Below are 21,807 nucleotides of genomic sequence, written 5' to 3' on the forward strand. Positions count from 1 at the left end.
GGTGGTGCTCGACCTGTTCTCTCGCCAGATCGTCGGCTGGGCGATGAAGCCACGCATGACGGCAGACTTGGCGGTGGATGCGTTATTGATGGCCGTCTGGCGGCGCAAGCCCAAGCAGTCGGTACTGGTGCATTCGGATCAGGGCAGCCAGTTTACCGGTGGCGAATGGCAGGACTTTCTGAAGACCCACAACCTGAGTTGCAGCATGAGCCGACGTGGCAACTGTCACGACAATGCTGTCGCCGAGAGCTTCTTCCAGTTGCTCAAACGGGAGCGGATCAAGCGCAGGATTTACGCGACAAGAGACGAAGCCCGCAGCGATGTGTTTGATTATATCGAGATGTTTTACAACCCAATCAGGCGTCATGGTTCCAATGATGGGCTATCGCCGGTAGAGTTTGAAAGGCAGTTTATTTTTCAGCAACAGAGTGTCTAGAAAACCAGGGGCGATTCATGACCGGGCTTGCTCCCGTCTTTGAAGCCTTCAAGCCATTTGCACCGCTGCTCGATGGCATAGACAACGGAGTAAAGGCGCTATCTGGCTGGTTTGGCGATCTGCTCGAACCGATCAAGTTCTCCAAAGAGACGCTGGAAGGGTTCGGCAGTGCTGGCGAACTGGTAGGCCGCATCCTGGGCGAAGCCTTCAATCTGGCCCTCACCCCGCTCAAGGCATTCCTGAAAGGGATCGAATGGCTGCTCGAATCGCTGGGGATTCTAGAAGCCAAGAAGCTGCCGAGCTTCCAACTGGAAGCACCAACGGCGTCGACACCGGGTTACCTCAACGGCAACTACGGCCAGACAGCACTCGCTGGAAGTTACAGCTACGGACCTCGCATCGTGCAGACCGCAAAGCCTGTTGCCGCCAGAGGGGCACCGTCAACCACCCAGATCCATGCCCCCATCAGCATCGTTCAGCAGCCAGGGCAATCAGCCACCGATGTGGCGCAAGAAGTGCGCCGAGAGCTGGACCGACGTGAACGTCAAGGCGCTGCCAATAGCCGCGCCTCCCTGACCGACCGCAACTAAGGAGCAACCACCATGATGATGACCCTGGGCTGGTTCGTGTTTATGCGCTCGACCGTGGCCCCGCAATCCCAACAAGACGAGAAATCATGGCGCCACCCGGGCAATAACCGGGTCGGCTCCCGCCCCTCATATCAGTACCTCGGCCCTGATGACGAACTCAGCACACTGAGCGGGGTGCTCTATCCAGAGCTCACCGGAGGGCCAGTCTCCCTCGACATGCTCAACCTCATGGCCGACAGCGGCGGGGCCTTCCCCTTAATCCAGGGAGATGGCGTGATGCGCGGCTCGTTCGTGATTGAGGGGATTAGCACCACCCGCAGCGAGTTCTTCCAGGATGGCAGCCTCGTCAATGGCCTGCTGGGCCGCGTGGGCGGTAACCTGCTTGGCCGCCTCGGCGGCAGCGTGATGATGGGCGCCATGATCGGCGGTAAAGTTGGAGGGCTCTATTAATGGCGACCCTGGGCGAACTGGCCGAATTTGCGGGCATCAAAAACCCGCTCAATGACCTGCTGAACGGCCATCCGATCCCGGCTTATCAACTGCTGATCGATGGCAATGACATTTCGGCAGCCATCCGTCCTCGTTTGATGTCGATGACCATCACCGATAACCGGGGCTTTTCGGCCGACACCATCGAGGTAACGCTCGATGACAGCGACGGCCTGCTAGCCATGCCACGCCGCGGGGCCACGATGCAAGCCTTTATCGGTTGGCAGGGCCAAGCGCTGGTCGATAAAGGCACCTTCAACATTGACGAGGTGGGGCACAGCGGCGCCCCGGACTCCCTCTCCATCCGGGGCAAGTCAGCAGACTTGGGCGGTGGCATGAACAAACTGCGCGAGCGCAGCTGGCACAATGAATACATCGGTGCCATCGTCGAGCAGCTGGCTGCCCGCTATGGCCTGACCCCGATAGTCGGCGACGCCTTCAAGGGGATGATGATCGACCACATCGACCAGACCAACGAGAGCGATCTGGCCTTTCTCACCCGCTTGGCGACCGAGCAGGATGCCATCGCCACCGTCAAATCTGGCCGCCTGATGTTCATCAAAGCAGGTAACGGCACCACCGCCAGCGGCAAGCCACTGCCAGCCATCACCATCACCCGCCAAGACGGCGATCAGCACCAGTTCTCGGTGGCCGACCGCGACGCCTACACCGGCGTCACCGCATACTGGCAAGACAACAAGGCCGCCGAGAAGAAGAAAATCGAGGTCAAACGCAAGAAGAAGACCAAACCGAAGGAAGAACAACCGCTGCCGCCGGGGGTTATTGTCAACAAGTAGGAGCATGAGCTGCTGGTCGGTAGTAACGAGAACGTCAAGGAGCTGCGCCATGTTTACACAAGTCAGAGCAACGCCCAGAGGGCTGCTAGGGCAGAGTGGGAAAAGCTGCAGCGCGGCGTGGCCGAGTTTCAGATAACCTTGGCCAGAGGCCGCCCCGAACTCTACCCGGAGCAACCTACTACGGTCAGGGGCTTCAAACCGCAAATCGACGAGGCCGACTGGCTACTCACCCAGGTAGTTCACGACCTCACCGATCAGGGCTACACCAACCGCCTGCAACTCGAAGTGAAGCTGGAAGAACTGCCAGAATGAAAAAGGCGGCAGAGCCAACGCCCTGCCGCCTTTTCCGATCATCAGATTTCCCTGCCGCCATTTTGCCGCCACTATCGAAACAGGCGTTCTAGCGAATCAACGTAAGCCACTGATACTAAATGCCTTTTAAAGGGTTAAAAATCCAATACTAAAGAGCATAGAACTTTTTCGGCATGTTATCGATCTCAAATAGTTATATAAAAACAATCACTTAAAATAATGACACCCGCAGATTTCCCTGCGGATGCCAGCAAATGGCGGCCCTTGCCCGACTGAATTCAGATTGCACTTCGGCTGCCTCAGGGCTGAGCCTCGGCAGCAAATCTGATAACAATGGAAGCAAGATGGGCGTATCCGGCGATCGGTTCGATGATGTGTCCAAACCGCGGACAGGCTGTTGGGCCGATATGATAGCACCGTTTGCAGAGAAAATGCCTGGCAAACGTATGCCAAATTCAGGAAAAATCGGCATCACCCTCTCCATTTGGCACATCCAGAGAGCCAAACGACCAGCCTGTCACCGCTGCTGATGACACCAAAATGGGCGTAGCGGCAAATCGCAGATAAAAAAATAGCAGGGGGAGGTTTGACCTCACGCACCTGCTGCTTTCTCGCCTCTGCCCGGTCAGGCAGCTCGTCTTAGCGACGAGTGACGAAGGGGTTAGGGTAGCTGAAACCCTGGGTATACAAAGACGGGGCAAACCAATAGGTTGAGTTGCTGCCTGGCATATTGAAACTCCTGATTGCTTAACAAGTTACGTACCTTTAATGCGGGCTCAAATCCTTGAACGAACACTCGGTTCCATGGAGGCGCACTTGCTTTGCTTCGGTTCCCTGGAGGCTTTCATCGTCATCCTGACGGGTGGCGAACCACGGGAGCTAATTTACCAGTCGGCGCGTTAAATTCAACTTTTTTGTGAGATCGGTCACACAATTTCTTTTCTACCGGCCAGCGTCGTCCAAACCTGACGATCGTACTGCCTGGTTGCCATGGGCCAGCACAAGCTGCCTGCGATTTGCGCTGATTGCTCACATTTTTGTGTGATTGACTGTATTATCGTTACCCTCTTCCCCGGCCCGCTGATGGGGCCCTGTTTATTCCGTGCTGGTAAGGAGTCCCGACGTGGCACAGCTTAGCTCTCTCTCTCCCAAACTGATTTGGCATTTCTTCGAACAGATCTGCTCCATTCCCCACCCTTCCAAGCATGAAGCCAAACTGAGCGCCTGGATCATCCAGTGGGCACAGGAAGAAGGTCTGGCAGTCAAGCAGGACAAGGTCGGCAACATCATCATCAAGAAACCGGCCACCCCGGGGATGGAAAACCGCAAAGCCGTGGTACTGCAAGCACACATCGACATGGTGCCGCAGGCCAACGCAGACACCCAGCACGACTTCGCGACCGATCCCATCGATGCCTATGTCGATGGCGAGTGGGTCACTGCCCGTGGCACCACCCTGGGTGCCGACAACGGCATCGGCATGGCCGGTTGCCTGGCAGTGCTGGCTGACAAGACCATCAAGCACGGCCCGCTGGAAGTGCTGCTGACCACCGATGAAGAGACCGGCATGACCGGTGCCTTCGGTCTGGAAGCGGGCTGGCTGGAGGGCGAGATCCTGCTCAACACCGACTCCGAAGAGGATGGCGAGGTCTACATGGGCTGCGCCGGCGGTGTGGATGCCAATATTCGCTTCCCGCTCGAGCAGGTTGATGCCGCTGAAGGTGAAGCGCTCGAGCTGGCGGTCAAAGGGCTACGTGGCGGTCACTCAGGTTGCGACATTCATCGCGGTCGTGGCAACGCCAACAAGCTGCTGGTGCGTCTGCTCAAAGCAGCCGAGCCGCTGGGTATTCGTCTGGCCGAGATCCACGGCGGCACCCTGCGCAACGCCATCCCGCGCGAAGCCCGCGCCACCCTGCTGGTGCCTGCCACCAGCGTGAACGAGTTCAAGGCGCTGGTTGACCGCTATACCGGTATCTACCAGACCGAACTGGCCGCCACCGAGCCGAACCTGACCCTGCTGGTCAACGGCGCCGCCAAACCGGCCAAGCTGATGAGCATCTCCCTGCAGCAGCGCCTGCTGGATGCCCTGCTGGCCTGCCCGAGCGGCGTGATGCGCATGAGCGATGCCATGCCCGGCGTGACCGAAACCTCTACCAACCTGGGGGTCATCAAGACTCAAGATGGCGAAGTGTACGTCCAGTGCCTGATCCGCTCCCTGATCGATTCCGGCCGCGAGAGTATCGAGCAGATGACCCGCTCCCTGTTCACCCTGGCGGGTGCCAGCTGCGAATTCACCGGTGCCTATCCGGGTTGGGCGCCGAACGTGGACTCCCCCGTCATGGCGCTGGTACGGAGCAGCTACCAGACTCTGTTTGGCACCATGCCCAATGTCATGGTGATCCACGCCGGTCTCGAGTGTGGTCTGTTCAAGAGCGCCTACCCAGAGTGGGACATGGTCTCCTTCGGCCCGACCATCCGTGGTGCCCACTCCCCTGACGAGAAGGTGCACATCCCGGCGGTCGAGCGTTTCTGGCAACTGCTGGTGCACGTGCTGGAAGCCATTCCGGCCAAGTAAGCCAGCCCGGATACAACAATAAAAAGCCCCGCACTGCTGCGGGGCTTTTTATTGTCTGCTGTTCCGGTCTATCAGGCTTTGGCGCTTAACGAATGCCGCGCGCCTCGCGGATCCACTCCCAAGCTTGCTGGATCTCCTGGGTCTTCTCCTTGGCCATCTCCATCATCTCTGGCGGCAGCCCCTTGGCGGCCAGCTTGTCCGGGTGATGCTTGCTCATCTCCTTGCGGTAGGCACGCTTGATATCCTGATCGCTGTCGCTCTCGCTCACCCCCAGCAGCTGGTAGGCATTTTTGAGACGATCCGCAGAGGGCGGCTCTTGGCGATACTGCTGACCACCGGAATGGCCCCCTTGATACTGGCCATGGGCCTGATTGAAGAAGTTCATCTGCGCTTCGGCCATCGCCAGAATGCGGGCCAGCTCGATGCGGCTGAACCCCAACTCGTCGGCGATGGTATGGAGAATAGCGCGCTCGCCCTCCTCTACCCGTCCGTCGGCAAAGGCCGCCTGCAACTGCACCTCGAGGAAGAAGCGCAGGATATCGCGCTGGCCCAGACTGGCACGGCGAAACTCGGCCAGGGTCTCACGCAGCGGAAAATCGGCCTCTTTACCGAGACGAAACGACTCCTGCGCCCGGGCTCGCTGATCACCCGCCAGCCGCATCCGATCCATCAGGTTGGAGGCAACCCGGATCTCCTGCTCGGTCACCTGACCACTGGACTTGGCGATATGGCCCATCACCGAGAAGGTGGCGTGGAAGAAGACGGCTTGCTGCGCCTGACTCGGGCCGCGACGAAACGCCCCCTGCAGCCCCATGCCACGGTCAAAACGGTGGCCAATCCAGAGGCCAATCAGGGCGCCGATGATATTGCCGAGCAGAAAACCGAAGAAGGCGCCCAGCACCTTACCCCAAATACGCATGGTTCAAGACCTCTTGAAGTTAATGAGTGCGGGCCTGGAGCTGGTCATCCAGCTCGCGCAGTCGATCGACCGTGCCGATATCGCGCCACTCGCCAGCGAGCAGGCTGCCGCCCACCCGCCCTTGCGCCATCCAGTCACGCAGCAGCGGCGCCAGCTTGCGGGCGCCGCCCGCGAGACTGGCAAAGGCAGCCGGATCATATAGTCCGACCCCGCTAAAGGTAAACGCTGGCGTATCCATGACTCGCCCCCCTTGCAGGGCAAAGTCCCCGCTCGGATGCTGGGGCGGATTGGGCACCAGCCAGAGGTGGGCCAGATCGTCGCCAAGGGGCTGGCTGACCAGAGTGTGATAATCGAGCTCGAGCCAGGTATCGCCGTTGATCACCAGAAAAGGTTCTGCGCCCAGTAGTGGCAGCGCCTGCACTATGCCGCCCGCGGTCTCCAGCGCGCTCTCCTCGGCTGACCAGTGGATGGTCACGCCAAGCGCACTGCCATCACCGAGCACTTCGACCAGCTTGTGGCCGAGCCAGGCGTGATTGATGACCAGCTCGGTCACGCCAGCTGACTTCAACTTTTCGATATGGTGGACGATGAGCGGTTTGCCCCCCACCGCCAGCAGCGGCTTGGGCAACAGGTCGGTCAGCGGGCGCATCCGCTCGCCACGGCCAGCGGCCAGGATCATCGCCTTCATGGTTTCACTCCAGCGTTGGCTATCCCGGGCAACACCACCTGCTCCAGCCACTGACCAAAACGGGCCAGTACCGGATAGGCGCTACCGTGAGTGCGACAGACATCCACCACGTAGCCGAGGGTACGGGGAATATCCTTGAGATAGCCGGACTTGCCGTCGCGATGATAGAGCCGGGTGAAGATCCCCGCCGCCTTGAGGTGGCGCTGCATGCCGGTCAGGTCGGCATCACGACGGAAACTGGCATAATCGAGTTCTCCAAGCAGCCCCGCCTGTTGCAGGGTGGCAAAACCGTGGCGCATCCCTTCATCGATCACCTCGTCCGGCCAGCGCACGTAACAATCTTTGAGCAAGGAGACCAGGTCATAACTCAGGGGCCCGATGACCATATCCTGAAAATCGATGATGGCCAGCCGGCTGCTCTCGGGGGTATCACCGCCACACACCATCAGGTTGCGACTGTGAAAATCCCGGTGCATCACCCCTTGCGGCTGGGCCAGATTGCAGGCGGTAAGGCAGGCAAAAGTCTCGTCCAGCAACTGCTGCTCTTCATGGCTCAGGGTCAGTTGCAGATGATGGCCAAGCAGCCACTCGGGGAAAATGCTGTTCTCCCGCGCCATAAAAGCCGTATCGAAGGGCTCAAGCACCAGTTCGACCGCCCCCAGTCGGGGCAGCAGATCAATGGCTTTGCCATACCAGGCCAATACGTTTTGTTCATTCAGGCAGCTGATCAGCTGGGTATCGCCCAGGTCAGTGACCGCCAGCAGCCCCTGTTGGTAGTCCACAGCCTTGACCTCTGGCGCCAGCAACTGACGCGCCTGCAAGGCGGCCGCATTACGAACAAATTCATGATTTTTTTCGGTTTTCGGATTGGCATCCACCCACACCAGACCACCGCCACGGTAGTAGCGGCGGAAACTGGCATCACCGGAAATGAGGGTAAGCGTGAGAGTGGCATCACCGGAAATACGGCGTGCCCACTGCAATAGCAGGGAATCGCGATCGTGCATAAGTAGAGGACCAAGGTGGAAAGCAGCACTTGGCTGTTAGCCCTGGCCGCAATAATGCTTTATCATTGCTGGCTAACATAAAGCAATGACATGCAATGTCAACTCGATGAAAGCTGTCGTAAAATGCATGCCTTGGATCAACCGTATCTATCACGGATTGCACGAGTCTTTCACATGACCAAATGGACACTGGGGTACCGCTATCCCATCGCCCTGACTATCAGCCTGGCCCCCGCACTCGCCCCCATGGTGGTGCAGGCAGCCCCGTTCGAAACGCCGTCAGCCACCGGCATTCTCGATAGTCTCTGCTATGACTATGTTCCCAAGATAGAGAAGCCTGCATCGGATCAGGAGGCCAACGCACAGCCGGTCGAGGTTGATGCCGACCGTCTCGAAGCCAAACAAGGCGGCACCGCCGTCTATGAAGGCGACGTCAAGGTTCGTCAGGGTGTTCGCAAGTTTGACTCCGACTATGCCCAGCTCGACCAGAAGAGCCGGGATGTCATCGCCATCGGCAACATCTATTACAACGACGGTCAGGTGACCGTCACCAGCGACAAGACCCTCAAATCCAACCTGGATACCAAGAACTCCGAACTGGAAGAGGGCAAATATCAGGTGCATGGCTCACCGGTGCGCGGCTTTGCCAAGCGCGTGGTGATGACCAACAACAACCAGAACATCACCATGGAGGGGGCCCAGTACACCACCTGCCCCCCAGGTCAGGAGGTGTGGACCCTCAAGGCGGGCAGCATCGATATCGACCAGAAAGAGGTGTTCGGCGAAGCCTGGAACGCCAGCCTCTGGCTCTATGACTACCCGGTGTTCTACTTCCCCTATATCAACTTCCCCATCAAGGATGAGCGGAAGACCGGTTTGCTCTACCCGGGTTACAAGCAAAGCTCCAGCAACGGCATGGATATCACCCAGCCCTTCTACTGGAACATTGCCCCCAACTACGATGCCACCATCACCTCCCGCTTTATGGACAAGCGCGGCCTGATGGAGCAGGTGGAGTTCCGCTATATGCCGGACCCCGCCCACGCAGGTATTCTCTACTTTGAAAATCTGGCGGATGACAAGCAGTACAGCCCGAGCAATGAGAGTCTGGCGGGCCTGTCCGATGGTCATCGCTACCTGATGAACGTCCGTCACGGCTCAACCCTGATGGATGGTTCACTGCGCTTTGGCATCGACTACACCCAGGTGCGGGACAAGGATTACAACTACTTCAACGACTTCAGCCCGCAAGTGGGCACCCAGGTCGACAGCCAGTTGCAGCAATCCTTTACTGCCGGTTACTACCAGCACAACTGGAACCTCACCTCCGAGGTGCGCCGCTACCAGATCCTGAGTCCGTATGCGCTGCTGCCTCACGAGATGCTGCCGCGTATCGACTACAACTACTTCCAGCAGGGAAAATGGTTCGATCTGGCCTGGAACAGCGAGTTGACCAAGTTTGGCTATGACAGCGGCAGTGCCACAGCCCAGCAGGCCGGTGAGCGCTACACCGCCACCCGTCTGCATCTGGCACCGACCCTGACCGTGCCTCTGGTGGATGCCCCGGGTTACTACCTGACCAGCCAGTACAAAGTTATGTTTACCTCTTATAACCAGGAGGTCCCCAAGGATCTGGTTAGCCAGGATCGCAGCCGCTTCACCGATGCAGACAGCAAACAGCTGACCCTGAAAGACGGCACCATTACCCGCACCCTGCCATCCTTCCGCCTCAAGGGGGGCGTCAACTTCGATCGCCCGCTCGACTGGTATGATGGCAAGGGTACCCAGACCCTGGAACCCGAGTTCCAGTACCTCTACATCCCTTACAAAAATCAGGACGAGATCGGGATCTACGACTCCACCACCACCCGCCAGGACTACTACAGCCTGTTCAGCGATCGCCGCTTTGCCGGTCTCGACCGCATCAGCGATGCCAACCGGGTCACCGTTGGCCTGACCAGCCGGGTCTATGACAATGCGGGTGATGAGCGGTTGCGTCTGGCAGTGGCCCAGGCCTTCGAGATGACGCCACCCAAGGTGCGCCTCTACCCGTCCGAACCGGAAAGCACCAACGCCCGCTCGCTGCTGTCGTTCGAGGGGGATGCCCGGATCACCGATGAGTGGTTCGCCCATGCGGGCACCCAGTACGACACCTCTGAGGGTGAATTTACCGCAGGCAACAGTGCGGTCGAATACCGGACCGGCAAGCTGACCACCCAGGTCAACTACCGCTACATCAAGGATGGCAACCTGGACTATCGCTATCCGACCAATACGGCGCTGGCGGAAGATCTGAGCCAGGCGGGTCTGGTGGTGATGGCGCCGATCGCCGATCAGTGGCAGATGTATGGCGGTTACTACCGTGATATCAAGCAGGATGTGAACATTGACCGCAAGATCGGTGTCAAATACGACTCCTGCTGCTGGAGCATCAACATGAGCCTGGAGTGGCACAATCAACCTGACAACGTCACCCTGACCCCCACTTCGGAAAAAGTCATTGGTCTGCAGTTTGAAATGAAGGGACTTGGCAGCGTGGGTACCGGTGGCCGCAGTGTCACGCTGGATACCGAGCTGTTGCCCTATGTTCGCCCGTTTAATCTGAAAGGTCAGCAATGATGCTGGCCCAGCCTTGAGAGATGGATATGAAAAAGACCCTGATTGCCCTGCTGACCGCGGGAATGTTCGGCGCCATGAGCCAGGCCGCACTGGCGGCACCCGAGCTGATGGACAAGGTGCTGGCCGTGGTCAACAAGGACGTGGTGCTGTCCAGTCAACAGGACGCACTGGTCAACAAGGTAAAACTCTCCGCCCAGGAGAGCGGCCAGTCCCTGCCTGACGACGCCACCCTGCGCAAACAGGCGCTGGATCGTCTGATCCAGGAGAGCCTGCAACTGCAACTGGCGGATCGCCAGGGGTTGAAGATCAGCGATACCCAGCTGGAACAGGCTATTCAGGGCATCGCCGCCGACAACAAGATGACCCTAGATCAGTTGCGTGCCCAGCTCGCCCGTGAAGGGCTGACCTATGCCCAGTATCGGGAAGAGGTTCGCCGCGAGATCCTGATGAACGAGGTGCGCCGCAATCAGGTACGCCGCCGTATCAACATCTCCGAGCAGGAGGTAAAGCAGGTGGTGGAGATCCTGAAGAAACAGGGTCAACAGCAGGATGAATACCATGTCGGTCATATCCAGATTGCCCTGCCGGACAACCCCACCGCCGCCCAGCTGGATGCCGCCAAGAGCAAGATCGAGCGCATTCTGGCCGCCCTGAAAGAGGGTGCAGACTTCCGCAAACTGGCCATTGCCGAGAGTAACGGTCCCAAGGCGCTGGAAGGGGGCGACTGGGGCTGGATGAGCCCGCAAGAGATGCCGACCCTGATGGCCGAAGCGGTGCAGGGTGCCAAGAAGGGCGACATCGTCGGCCCGCTGCGCTCCGGCGCCGGTCTGCACATCGTCAAGGTGTTCGACACCAAGGGTCAGCAGCAAGTGATGCAGACCGAGGTGAAAGCCCGCCACATCCTGATCAAGCCCTCCATTATCCTGAGCGAAGAGAAGGCCAAGGGGATGCTGGACGGTATTCTGCACGACATCAAGAGCGGCAAGGCCAACTTCGCCAGCATGGCGGAGAAGTACTCCGAAGATCCGGGCTCTGCGGTGCAAGGTGGCGAACTGGGCTGGTCTGATCCCAACGTCTATGTGCCGGAGTTCCGCGACATGGTCAACCGCTTGCAACCGGGCCAGATCAGTGCCCCGTTCCGTACCAGCCACGGCTGGCACATCGTGCAGGTGGAAGATCGCCGCAGCCAGGATGCCACCGACAAGGCTCAGGAGCAGCGCGCCTACCAGCTGATCTACAACCGCCGCTTCGTGGAAGAGTCCCAGGCGTGGCTGGATGAGCTGCGTGACGAGGCCTACATCCAGATCGAAGGCGCCGGTAGCTGATGAGCTGCCGTCGCCTTGCCGTTACCCCGGGCGAACCGGCCGGGATCGGCCCGGATCTGGTGCTGCAGATTGCCCAGCAGGATTGGCCCCACCAATTGGTGGTGATCGCCGATCCGGCGCTGCTGCGCGAGCGGGCCGCCCTGCTGGGACTCAGCATCGAGCTTGAGCCCTACGATGCCGCCGCCCCTGCCCATCCGCAGCGTGCAGGCACCCTGACCGTCTGTCCGATCACCCTCGGCGCCCCCGTGGTGCCGGGCGAGCTGAACGAAGGCAATGGCGCCTATGTGTTGGCAACCCTGCAACGCGCCTGCGATGGCAACATGAGCGGCGAATTTGCCGCCGTGGTGACCGGACCGGTGCACAAGGGGATCATCAACCAGGCCGGGGTCTCGTTCAGCGGCCACACCGAGTTCTTTGCCCAGCAGTCGGGCACCGCCGATGTGGTGATGATGCTGGCAACCGAGGGGCTGCGGGTCGCGCTGGCGACTACGCATATTCCGCTGGCCTATGTGGCGATGGCCATCACCGAGGATCGCCTCGGCAAGGTGATCAGGATCCTCAACGAGGATCTCGCCACCAAGTTTGGCATCGCCAAACCCCGTATTTACGTCTGCGGCCTCAATCCCCATGCCGGGGAAGGTGGCCATCTCGGACGTGAAGAGATTGACGTGATCGAACCCGCTCTGGCCACGCTGCGCCAGGAGGGGATCGATCTGGTCGGCCCCCTGCCGGCCGACACCCTGTTCCAGGATAAATACCTCAAGGATGCGGATGCGGTACTCGCCATGTACCACGACCAGGGGCTGCCTGTGCTCAAATACAAGGGCTTCGGCAGTTCGGTCAATATCACCCTGGGGCTTCCCTTCATCCGCACTTCGGTGGATCACGGCACCGCGCTGGATCTGGCAGGCAAGGGCCTGGCGGATTCGGGCAGCCTGATCACCGCGATTAACCACGCCATCAAGATGGTAGAGAAAAAAAGATATGAGCAGTAAGGTGCAGAGCAATAAGGTGCACATGGGTCACACGGCCCGTAAGCGTTTCGGTCAGAACTTCTTGCACGACCGTTATGTGATCGACCAGATCGTCGCCGCCATCAACCCGCAGCCGGGTCAGAATCTGGTGGAGATCGGTCCGGGTCTGGCCGCGCTGACCGAACCGGTCGCCTCCCAGATGGACAAGATGACGGTGGTCGAACTTGACCGGGACCTGGCCGCTCGCCTGCGCGAGCACCCGACCCTCAAGGACAAACTGACCGTCATCGAAGCGGATGCCATGCGTTTTGACTTCGGCACCCTGATGGGTGAAGGCAAGCCGCCACTGCGCATCTTCGGCAACCTGCCCTACAACATCTCCACCCCGCTCATCTTCCACCTGTGCGAATTTGCCGACCGGGTTGAAGACATGCACTTCATGCTGCAAAAAGAGGTGGTATTGCGGATGTGTGCCGGCCCGGGCAGCAAGGCCTATGGTCGTCTGAGCGTCATGGTGCAGTACTACTGCCAGGTTGTGCCAGTGCTGGAAGTGGGCCCGGGCGCCTTCAAACCGGCGCCGAAAGTGGACTCTGCCGTGGTGCGCCTGATCCCCCACAAGAACCCGACTCTGGTCGCGAAAGACATGCGCTGCCTGAGCCGCGTCTGCACCGAGGGCTTTGGCCAGCGTCGCAAGACCATCCGCAACAGCTTCTCCAACTTCATCACTGACGCCCAGCTGACCGAGCTTGGTATCGATGGCAACCTGCGCCCGGAGAACCTCTCCCTCGAGCAGTTCGTCACCATCGCCAACTGGCTGGCGGATCAGCAACAGGCCTGATCCTGTGGCTCACCCGCACATCGAGATCCGCCCATACCCCGTGTATGTGGCGGGATCCAAAGACCCTTACCAGTTTCACTATCTGATCGAGATTGAGAATCTGGGGCCCGGCCCGGTGCAACTGCTGCACCGGCGCTGGCTCATCACCGATGCCAATGGCAAGATGCTGGAAGTGGCAGGCCCGGGCGTAGTCGGGGAACAACCCGTCATTGCCGAAGGTGAGGCCTATCGCTACCAGAGCGGCGTGCCGCTGGCGACCCCACTCGGGGTGATGGAAGGGAGCTATACCCTGCAAGATGGCTCTGGTCAGCAGTTCGAGGCACCTATCGCCCCCTTCACGCTGGCTATCCCCAATATTATCAACTGAGGTTTCATGGCGAACTGTTTTGTCGGTGACATCCAGGGCTGTTACGACGACTTGCGCCGTCTGCTGGATCTTGCCGCGTTCGATCCCGACAAAGATGTGCTCTGGCTCTGCGGCGACCTGGTCGCCCGCGGCCCGGACTCCCTCAATACCCTGCGTTTCGTCAAAGGGTTGGGCAATCGCGCCGTCACCGTGCTCGGCAACCACGACCTGCACCTGCTGGCGGTCGCCAATGGCGTCGCGCCGCTCAAGAAGAAAGACAAGCTGCAGAGCCTGATGGATGCCCCAGATCGGGATGAACTACTGGAGTGGCTACGCCACCGCCCGCTGCTGGCCGAGCATCCGGATCTGCCCATCATGATGGTGCATGCCGGTATCTCCCCGGCGTGGGATGCCCGCACCGCCCGCAACTGCGCCCGCGAGGTAGAGAGCCTGCTGCGCGGCGATCAGTACCAGTGGCTGCTGCACAACATGTATGGCGACCTGCCCGATGGCTGGAAAGATGATCTGGTCGGGATCGACCGCTACCGCTACATCATCAACACCTTCACCCGGATGCGCTTCTGCTACTTCGATGGTCGTCTCGACTTCAAATGCAAGAAGGGGCCCAAGGAGTCGACCCCGGGGCTGCGCCCCTGGTTCGAACAGCGGGAGCATCATGTGGACGACCCCATCCTGGTGTTCGGTCACTGGGCCGCCCTGATGGGCAACACCGGCAAAAGCGATATCAAGGCGCTCGATACTGGCTGCGTCTGGGGCAACAGCCTCACCCTGTGGCGCTACGAGGATGATGCCCTGATCGCCACCCCCTGCCCCACTCACGCCAGTTAGGGGCGCGCAGCAATCAGGCGGTCGCAACCGCACGGATTGCCAAGACCCTCATCAATAACAAAGCCCGGCAACCTGCCGGGCTTGCTGTTTTATGTTCTCTGTTTTCCGGTGGATGACGTTACAACTTGCGCCCCAGCCGCTTCTCGATCTGGCGCCGCTCCCACTCCGGGCCAAACAGCTTGAAGGGCTGAAATACCCGAATGGCATGGGAGGCGAGCCCTAATCCCCACCCCAGTGCTGGCCAGCAGGCCCAGATGTACTCCGGATTGCTCAGGTAGTTGATGACAAACAGCCCGCAGATCACCACCACATAGCTGGCGACATGGTGATAGAAGCCCTTGAGCGCCTCCACATAGCGCATGGCCGCCCGCTCCTCGGCCGATACCTGCAACGCATCCTGACCCATAGTGTCACTTCCTCTCATCTCGCGCTCCTGTTGCTCTGACCCATCCAGTTGAGCCACATCGAGTTCAAAGACAGAGGCCAGGGCCTTGAGAGATTCCAGTCCGGGTTGCTGCCCCTGCTCGATCCGCTGGATAGTGCGAACACTCAAACCAGTCATCGTCGCCAACTGATCCTGGGACCAACCCCGTTGCAATCTCAACTTCCTGACGATCATCTCGAACTCCTTGTGGTAATTGACAGGGCCAGCTTACGGGCTCAGATGTAACAAGCGACACGACAGATGCCTGACATAAACCTGACTTTCCTTTTAAATCAACACATTAATCTCATCGTCTCTGTCGTTTTCAAGCACCGCCGGTGAGCACTGCAGACAGATGTCGGTCACCCGACAGCAACCCGACAAACGCTATCTATTCAAGATAGCGTTTACCGAGGCTCAAACCATGGATTAAAGACCCTGCATCAGCTCGGCAGCGATCTCGAAAGAACGCAGCCGGGCCTGATGGTCGACGATGGGGCCATTGAACATCAGCTCATCGGCACGGGTTTCCGCCAGCAGCGCCTTGAGACCGAGACGAACCCGCTCCGGGTCGCCCACCAGAGAGCGGGCCAGCGTCTGCTCCATCGCCATCAGCTCACGGGGTGCCCACTCGTCGCCAAGCTGGACGACTGGCGCGGGCAGCTTGCCCGCATCACCGCGATGCAAGCGCAAGAACTGCTGCTGCACGGTGGTGAACTGGAAGCGGGCCTCTCGCTCGCTGTCGGCGGCGATCATATTGATGCAGACCACCGCATGGGGCTTGGGCCAGCGGGCAGAGGGGCGATACTGGCTGCGGTAGATCTCCAGCGCTTGCAGCAACATCGCAGGGGCGAAATGGGAGGCAAAGCCGAACGGCAAGCCCATCGCCGCCGCCAGCTGGGCGCTATAGAGGCTGGAACCCAGCAGCCAGACTGGCAGATGCAGCCCCTGACCGGGCACCGCTTGCACGGCGCCGATCTCGTCGCCAAAGTAGCTCATAAGCTCGCGCACATCGGCAGGGAAATCGTCCACCTCGCCACTGCGCATACGCCGAAGCGCCCGCATGGTGCGCTGATCGGTCCCGGGCGCCCGACCCAGACCCAGATCGATGCGGTCGGGATAGAGAGAGGCCAAGGTGCCAAACTGCTCGGCAATGACCAGCGGCGAGTGGTTCGGCAACATGATGCCACCCGCCCCAATCCGCAAAGTGGTGGTAGCCTCGGCCAGATAACCGATCAGCACCGAGGTAGCGGCACTGGCAATGCCCGGCATGTTGTGATGCTCGGCCAGCCAGTAGCGCTGGTAACCCCAGCCCTCGGCATGGCGGGCAAGATCCCGCGAACGGCGAAACGACTCGGCAGGCACAGAACCTTCGGCAACCGGCACCAGATCGAGCACGGAATAGGGGATGGCAGACATAAACACACTCCATTGCATCACAATTTGCTAACAGAACGGGCACTCTATCATGAGATGTTCGAACGGAACACAATTGCCCTTGATGGCCTGACGGGTGACCCAATGCGCCGGATGCAAAAAGGCCACCCCGCAAGCGGGATGGCCTTTTTCACCACGACGAGGTGATCAGAACAGCAGGTGTGCCACCGCGGCGATAACCGGCAAGGTGACCAGGGTGCGCAGCAGGAAGATAACGAACAGCTCCCACAGCTTGACCGGGATCTTGCTGCCCAGCAGCAGGGCCCCCACTTCCGACATGTAGATCAGCTGGGTCACCGACATGGCGGCAATGACGAAGCGGGTCATCTCGCTTTCGATGGTCGAGGCCAGTACCGCCGGAATGAACATGTCGGCAAAACCGACCATGATGGTCTTGGAGGCCGCTTCCGCCTCCGGCAGTTGCAGCAGCTCCAGCAAGGGAACGAACGGGGCACCCAGCCAGTTGAAGATCGGGGTATGCTCGGCCAGCATCAGGGCACAGGTGCCGATCGCCATCACCACCGGCAACACGCCAAACACCATATCCAGCGCATTCTTCACCCCTTCCCGCGCGACGGCGCCGAGATCGGTCATGCTGTCAGCCTTGGTCAGCGCCCGCTCGAAGCCATAGCTCATCACGCTGTGCTGGTGCGGCACTGCCTCCTGCTTGCGGCACAGGGGAGTGCCGTCGGCATAGATGTCCTTCTTCCAGCAGAGCGGTGGCAGACGCGGCACCACGATGGCGGCGACCACACCCGCCAGACAGACGGTCAGGTAGAAGGGAACGAACATGTGCTCCAGCTTCACCTGGGAGATCACCACCAGACAGAAGGTGATGGAGACGGCGGAGAAAGTAGTGCCAATCACCGCAGCTTCACGCTGGGTATAGAACTTGCCTTCGTACTGCTTGCTGGTCAGCAGGATGCCGACGCTGCCATCGCCAAGCCAGGAGGCAAAGCAGTCCACCGCAGAGCGACCCGGCAAGCGGAACACCGGACGCATGATGCGGGTCATCATGGTGCCGACAAATTCCAGCAGCCCGAAATCGAGCAGCAACGGCAGCAGCAGACCGGCGAAAATGAAGACCGAGAACAGCACCGGCAACAGATCGTTGAGCACCAGTCCACCGGTTGCGCCCGAGTAAAGCACCTCTGGCCCCGCCTGGAAGAAGGTCAGCAGCACGAAGATACCGCCCAAGACCCGCACGCAGGCCCAGAAAGGGGAGACATTGAACAGGCTGTTGAGGAAAGGACGGCGCACCAGAATCGCCGGTTTGAACAACCAGGCGATCAGCGTCATCAGCATGGTGGTGGTGATCACTGCGCTGACCATGGCGACCAGATAATCGGCAAACACCCGCTGCACCAGCTTGGCCAGCACGGCCACCGGAATGGTGACGTTACCGTCATAGACGACCGGCGTCATGAACAGCAGGATCCCGATGAGTGACGGAACCAGAAACATCAACAAGTTACGGCGGGTATTGACCGCAGGTGCTTCGAGACTCTTTTCCAACATGATATGACTGCCCTAATGTTACTTTTCCCTAGCCCGGCCAACCTGCGTATTCATGCATTAACCGGCAAAAACGGGCGCAAGAATACTCTAAAAAAATGCACAAACAAGCCTTTAAGGCGGAAATCTGCGCATAAATATTTCCGCAGGTAAACCTTCCATCAAAACAACCGGATACAGCAACGCATATCGATTCAATCGACATCGCCAGATGATTGTTTCGTTATTGTTAATTTAGGTGGGCAGTATAATCGGTTATCAATGGCAGACAATAAGTGACATCACAAATATACCTAATGGGCGGTGACTCGATAGATATAAAAAAACCGGAGCCTGTTCAGGCTCCGGTTTTCAATGAGAGTGACGAGGATCAGTCGCGCACGTAGATGACTTCAACACCGTCATCTTCGTCGTCATCCCAATCGTCATCATCCAACCCTTCATCGAAGGCCACGGAAGCTGCCAGCGCTTCGGCTTCAGCCTGAGCCAGCTGGTTCTTGTGGTAGTCGTCCCACTTGAACTCGACCTTCTCGATCGCCTCTTTGGCATCCTGCTCCAGTTGACGGGGCATGGTGTCCAGCAGATCCAGAATGTCGTAGCAGACCTTCTTGGTACCTTCCTTGCTGATGGCCGAGATCTGGTAGACCGGACCTTCGTAGGCCAGCGCGGCCTTGACGCGGTCCATCACTTCCTGGGCTTCCTCTTCCAGGATCAGATCCATCTTGTTGAACACCAGCCAGCGCGGCTTGCCTGCCAGCTCGGGGCTGTATTTTTCCAGCTCCCGGACGATGGTCACGGCGTTTTCAGCAGGATCGGAGCCATCGATGGGGCAGATATCCACCAGATGGAGCAGCACGCGGCAACGCTCGAGGTGCTTCAGGAAGCGAATCCCCAGACCGGCACCTTCGGCGGCCCCCTCGATCAGACCCGGAATATCCGCGATCACGAAGGAGCGGGAGTTTTCGCCACGCACCACACCCAGGTTCGGCACCAGAGTGGTGAAGGGGTAGTCGGCCACTTTCGGACGCGCGGCGGAAACGGCACGGATAAAGGTCGATTTACCGGCGTTGGGCAGACCCAGCATACCGACGTCAGCCAGCAGCAACAGCTCCAGCTTCAGGGTCCGCACTTCACCCGGCGTACCGTTACTCTTCTGGCGCGGAGCCCGATTGACGGAGCTCTTGAAGCGGGTGTTGCCCAGACCGTGGAAACCACCCTTGGCAACCATCAGCTTCTGACCATGAGTGGTCAAGTCGCCCAGTCGCTCACCGGTATCCTCGTCGCTGGCGCGAGTACCGACAGGAACACGCAGGATCTTGTCCTTGCCACGATGGCCGGTACAGTTGGCACTGCGACCATTCTCGCCACGCTCAGCGGCATGGAAACGCTCAAAACGGTAATCGATCAGGGTGTTGAGGTTTTCGTCGGCCAGCAGATAGACATCACCGCCATCGCCACCGTCACCGCCATCCGGACCACCATTGGGAACATACAACTCCCGGCGAAAACTGACACAACCGTTACCACCGTCACCGGCATCGACTCGAATCTGGACTTCATCAACAAACTTCATAGGTAACCGTCACCTTAATTCGAAAAACCGATACGCAATTATAGTGGTACAGACCCCTACGGGCGATACGCATCTTGGCAATCCACGCCCCTGTCGGAGCCCGGGTCATCTGCGTTCCGTTTTTTCGTCAACTATTCAGAAAAACAAAAGCCCCGCCTGTTGGCGGGGCTTCGGATCCTTGCGGTCCGTAATTACTCAGCAACGATGCTAACGTACTTACGATTCAGCGGACCTTTAACTTCGAACAGGATTTTACCAGTCGCGGTTGCGAACAGGGTGTGATCCTTGCCCAGACCAACGTTGGTGCCAGCGTGGAACTTGGTGCCACGTTGACGAACGATGATGCTACCAGCCAGAACTGTTTCGCCGCCGAAACGCTTAACGCCCAGGCGTTTAGCTTCAGAATCGCGACCGTTGCGGGATGAACCGCCAGCTTTTTTGTGTGCCATTTATCGGACTCCTCTAATTAAGCGCTGATGCCAGTGATTTTGACTTCAGTGAACCACTGACGGTGGCCCGCTTGCTTACGATGGTGCTTACGACGACGGAACTTGACGATAGTCACTTTCTCGCCACGGCCGTGAGCCACAACTTCAGCTACAACCTTGCCACCTTCAACGAAAGGAGCACCTACTTTAAAAGTGTCGCCTGCAGCAACCATCAGAACTTCGTTGAAGTCGATAGTAGCGCCAGTCTCAACGTTCAGCTTTTCCAGACGAACGATTTGACCTTCGGCCACACGGTGTTGTTTTCCGCCGCTTTGGAATACCGCGTACATTTGATTAACTCCGTAAAGGCATGTCTTTTGCTCAAGGCTAGACATGCGCAAAAACCTATAACAATGGGCGGGCATTCTACGCAAATCGATCTGCTCAGGCAAGGCCAATTTAGCAAAAAGTTTATTTTGTGCGCATATCTGCCGCCGTGGATAAACGCCTAACTGTAACCCATTGTGAAATCGTGTAGAATCCCTGCCATTACTAAAATCGCAGTTATTGCTGCTGTCACGTTACGAGACTTATGGACCAACAGACTATCCGTGCGCTCTGTGCCGCCGACATGACGGCGGTCAATGAACTGATCCTGGCCCGACTCCAGTCCGACGTTAGTCTGATCAATCAGCTGGGTTTCTACATTGTCAGCGCCGGCGGGAAACGGATGCGCCCCATGCTGACCGTGATGGCTGCGCGTGCGCTGGGCTATGAGGGTGAGGATCACCTGAAACTGGCCGCCATCATCGAATTCATTCACACCTCTACCCTGCTGCATGACGACGTGGTCGACGAATCCGACCTGCGCCGCGGCAGGGAGACCGCCAACGCCATGTTTGGCAATGCTGCCAGCGTGCTGGTCGGTGACTACCTCTATAGCCGCTCCTTCCAGATGATGGCCGAACTCTCCAACCTGCGGGTGATGGAGATCCTCTCGGATGCCACCAACACCATCGCCGAAGGGGAAGTGTTGCAGCTGATGAACTGCAACGATCCGGATACCACCGAAGAGAGCTACATGACGGTCATCTACTGCAAGACCGCCAAGCTGTTCGAGGCCGCCACCCGGCTCGCCGCCGTGCTGACCCATCAGCCCGAGCCCGTCGAGCAGGCCATGACCGATTACGGCAAGTATCTGGGCACCGCGTTCCAGATCATCGATGACGTGATGGACTACTGCTCCCAGAGCGAAGAGATGGGCAAGAACGTCGGTGACGATCTGGCTGAAGGCAAACCGACCCTGCCGCTGCTGCGCGCCATGGAAGTGGGCACGCCGGAAGAGCGCCAGCGGGTGCGCGATGCCATCGAGCACCGCAACGGCATGGAGCATCTTGAGCAGATCCTCGGCATTCTCGATCGTACCGGCGCGCTGGAGTACTCCCGCATGCGTGCCAGGGAAGAGGCCGACAAGGCCATTGCCGCTCTCGCCATCCTGCCTGACTCCCCGCATAAGCACGCGCTGGAAACACTGGCCCACATGGCGGTACAACGCAGCGCCTGAGTCAACGACTCCTGCTTGCTGAATAAAAAAGGCTATGTCCCAATTACGTGTTGCATGGGGTGCCCCAGCGCCTCATGCAAACACGCTTTGATATTCACGCCC

General features: G+C 59.0%; 21 protein-coding genes and 1 pseudogene. 13 read left to right on the forward strand and 9 right to left on the reverse strand.

Annotated elements, in window-relative coordinates:
* The 6 genes and pseudogenes from BSP75_RS05690 to BSP75_RS05710 all read left to right on the forward strand — a co-directional run.
* A partial coding sequence (locus BSP75_RS05690) for an IS3 family transposase (protein ID WP_148140627.1) occupies positions 1–436 on the forward strand: 436 nt, incomplete at its 5' end.
* A 335-nt stretch (positions 437–771) separates the two neighbouring features.
* A pseudogene (locus BSP75_RS22135) lies at positions 772–1,026 on the forward strand (phage tail tape measure protein); the annotation flags it as partial.
* A 12-nt stretch (positions 1,027–1,038) separates the two neighbouring features.
* Positions 1,039–1,476, forward strand: coding sequence for a phage tail protein (locus BSP75_RS05700; RefSeq protein WP_075112522.1), 438 nt, complete (start codon positions 1,039–1,041; stop codon positions 1,474–1,476).
* On the forward strand, positions 1,476–2,312 hold the full coding sequence (locus BSP75_RS22140) for a contractile injection system protein, VgrG/Pvc8 family (protein ID WP_362858646.1): 837 nt from the start codon (positions 1,476–1,478) through the stop codon (positions 2,310–2,312). Before BSP75_RS05700 ends, BSP75_RS22140 begins: the two co-directional genes overlap by 1 nt.
* 138 nt (positions 2,313–2,450) lie before the next feature.
* Positions 2,451–2,624 (forward strand): hypothetical protein, encoded by a 174-nt coding sequence (locus tag BSP75_RS22145; RefSeq protein WP_362858648.1) that lies wholly within the window; start codon positions 2,451–2,453, stop codon positions 2,622–2,624.
* Positions 2,625–3,747: 1,123 nt separating this feature from the next.
* Positions 3,748–5,199, forward strand: coding sequence for an aminoacyl-histidine dipeptidase (locus BSP75_RS05710; protein ID WP_075112523.1), 1,452 nt, complete (start codon positions 3,748–3,750; stop codon positions 5,197–5,199).
* Positions 5,200–5,284: 85 nt separating this feature from the next.
* On the opposite strand, the gene djlA is transcribed toward BSP75_RS05710, so the two are convergent.
* The 3 genes from djlA to BSP75_RS05725 are packed head-to-tail and all read right to left on the reverse strand — an operon-like array spanning position 5,285 to position 7,813.
* Positions 5,285–6,118 carry a co-chaperone DjlA gene (djlA, locus tag BSP75_RS05715; protein WP_075112524.1) on the reverse strand — a complete coding sequence of 278 codons (834 nt, stop codon included), beginning with the start codon at positions 6,116–6,118 and terminating at the stop codon, positions 5,285–5,287.
* Between the two features lie 19 nt (positions 6,119–6,137).
* Positions 6,138–6,806, reverse strand: a complete 669-nt coding sequence (gene murU / locus BSP75_RS05720) for an N-acetylmuramate alpha-1-phosphate uridylyltransferase MurU (protein ID WP_075112525.1) — start codon at positions 6,804–6,806, stop codon at positions 6,138–6,140.
* Positions 6,803–7,813: a phosphotransferase gene (locus BSP75_RS05725; RefSeq protein ID WP_075112526.1), complete on the reverse strand. Its 1,011-nt coding sequence runs from the start codon at positions 7,811–7,813 to the stop codon at positions 6,803–6,805. The genes murU and BSP75_RS05725 overlap by 4 nt, the downstream gene beginning before the upstream one ends.
* 174 nt (positions 7,814–7,987) lie before the next feature.
* On the opposite strand from BSP75_RS05725, the gene lptD reads away from it, so the two are divergent.
* The 6 genes from lptD to BSP75_RS05755 are packed head-to-tail and all read left to right on the forward strand — an operon-like array spanning position 7,988 to position 14,764.
* Entirely contained in the window at positions 7,988–10,432 is a 2,445-nt protein-coding gene (gene lptD, locus BSP75_RS05730) for an LPS assembly protein LptD (protein WP_075112527.1), read from the forward strand.
* A gap of 26 nt (positions 10,433–10,458) precedes the next feature.
* Positions 10,459–11,757 carry a peptidylprolyl isomerase SurA gene (gene surA, locus BSP75_RS05735; protein ID WP_042060135.1) on the forward strand — a complete coding sequence of 433 codons (1,299 nt, stop codon included), beginning with the start codon at positions 10,459–10,461 and terminating at the stop codon, positions 11,755–11,757.
* Entirely contained in the window at positions 11,757–12,752 is a 996-nt protein-coding gene (pdxA, locus tag BSP75_RS05740) for a 4-hydroxythreonine-4-phosphate dehydrogenase PdxA (RefSeq protein WP_058053562.1), read from the forward strand. The genes surA and pdxA overlap by 1 nt, the downstream gene beginning before the upstream one ends.
* Entirely contained in the window at positions 12,742–13,569 is an 828-nt protein-coding gene (rsmA, locus tag BSP75_RS05745) for a 16S rRNA (adenine(1518)-N(6)/adenine(1519)-N(6))-dimethyltransferase RsmA (RefSeq protein ID WP_042656659.1), read from the forward strand. The genes pdxA and rsmA overlap by 11 nt, the downstream gene beginning before the upstream one ends.
* A gap of 4 nt (positions 13,570–13,573) precedes the next feature.
* Positions 13,574–13,936 carry a Co2+/Mg2+ efflux protein ApaG gene (gene apaG / locus BSP75_RS05750; RefSeq protein ID WP_075112528.1) on the forward strand — a complete coding sequence of 121 codons (363 nt, stop codon included), beginning with the start codon at positions 13,574–13,576 and terminating at the stop codon, positions 13,934–13,936.
* 6 nt (positions 13,937–13,942) lie between these two features.
* Positions 13,943–14,764 carry a symmetrical bis(5'-nucleosyl)-tetraphosphatase gene (locus BSP75_RS05755; RefSeq protein WP_075112529.1) on the forward strand — a complete coding sequence of 274 codons (822 nt, stop codon included), beginning with the start codon at positions 13,943–13,945 and terminating at the stop codon, positions 14,762–14,764.
* Between the two features lie 118 nt (positions 14,765–14,882).
* On the opposite strand, the gene BSP75_RS05760 is transcribed toward BSP75_RS05755, so the two are convergent.
* The 6 genes from BSP75_RS05760 to rplU form a co-directional block, all read right to left on the reverse strand.
* Positions 14,883–15,383 (reverse strand): 2TM domain-containing protein, encoded by a 501-nt coding sequence (locus BSP75_RS05760; RefSeq protein ID WP_075112530.1) that lies wholly within the window; start codon positions 15,381–15,383, stop codon positions 14,883–14,885.
* Between the two features lie 234 nt (positions 15,384–15,617).
* Complete coding sequence (locus BSP75_RS05765) at positions 15,618–16,607, reverse strand: luciferase-like monooxygenase (protein ID WP_075112531.1); 990 nt, start codon at positions 16,605–16,607, stop codon at positions 15,618–15,620.
* 165 nt (positions 16,608–16,772) lie between these two features.
* Entirely contained in the window at positions 16,773–18,143 is a 1,371-nt protein-coding gene (locus BSP75_RS05770) for a YjiH family protein (protein WP_042059942.1), read from the reverse strand.
* 367 nt (positions 18,144–18,510) lie between these two features.
* On the reverse strand, positions 18,511–19,713 hold the full coding sequence (gene cgtA, locus BSP75_RS05775) for an Obg family GTPase CgtA (RefSeq protein ID WP_042059940.1): 1,203 nt from the start codon (positions 19,711–19,713) through the stop codon (positions 18,511–18,513).
* 191 nt (positions 19,714–19,904) lie between these two features.
* Positions 19,905–20,162, reverse strand: coding sequence for a 50S ribosomal protein L27 (rpmA, locus tag BSP75_RS05780; RefSeq protein WP_005339028.1), 258 nt, complete (start codon positions 20,160–20,162; stop codon positions 19,905–19,907).
* A 17-nt stretch (positions 20,163–20,179) separates the two neighbouring features.
* A complete protein-coding gene (rplU, locus tag BSP75_RS05785) occupies positions 20,180–20,491 on the reverse strand; it encodes a 50S ribosomal protein L21 (protein WP_005304210.1) in 312 nt (103 codons plus the stop codon).
* 242 nt (positions 20,492–20,733) lie between these two features.
* Between rplU and ispB the strand changes: the two genes are divergently transcribed.
* Positions 20,734–21,705: an octaprenyl diphosphate synthase gene (gene ispB / locus BSP75_RS05790; protein ID WP_075112532.1), complete on the forward strand. Its 972-nt coding sequence runs from the start codon at positions 20,734–20,736 to the stop codon at positions 21,703–21,705.
* Positions 21,706–21,807: the final 102 nt, after the last annotated feature.

It is taken from the genome of Aeromonas sp. YN13HZO-058, from assembly GCF_001921245.1.
Classification (GTDB): domain Bacteria; phylum Pseudomonadota; class Gammaproteobacteria; order Enterobacterales; family Aeromonadaceae; genus Aeromonas; species Aeromonas allosaccharophila.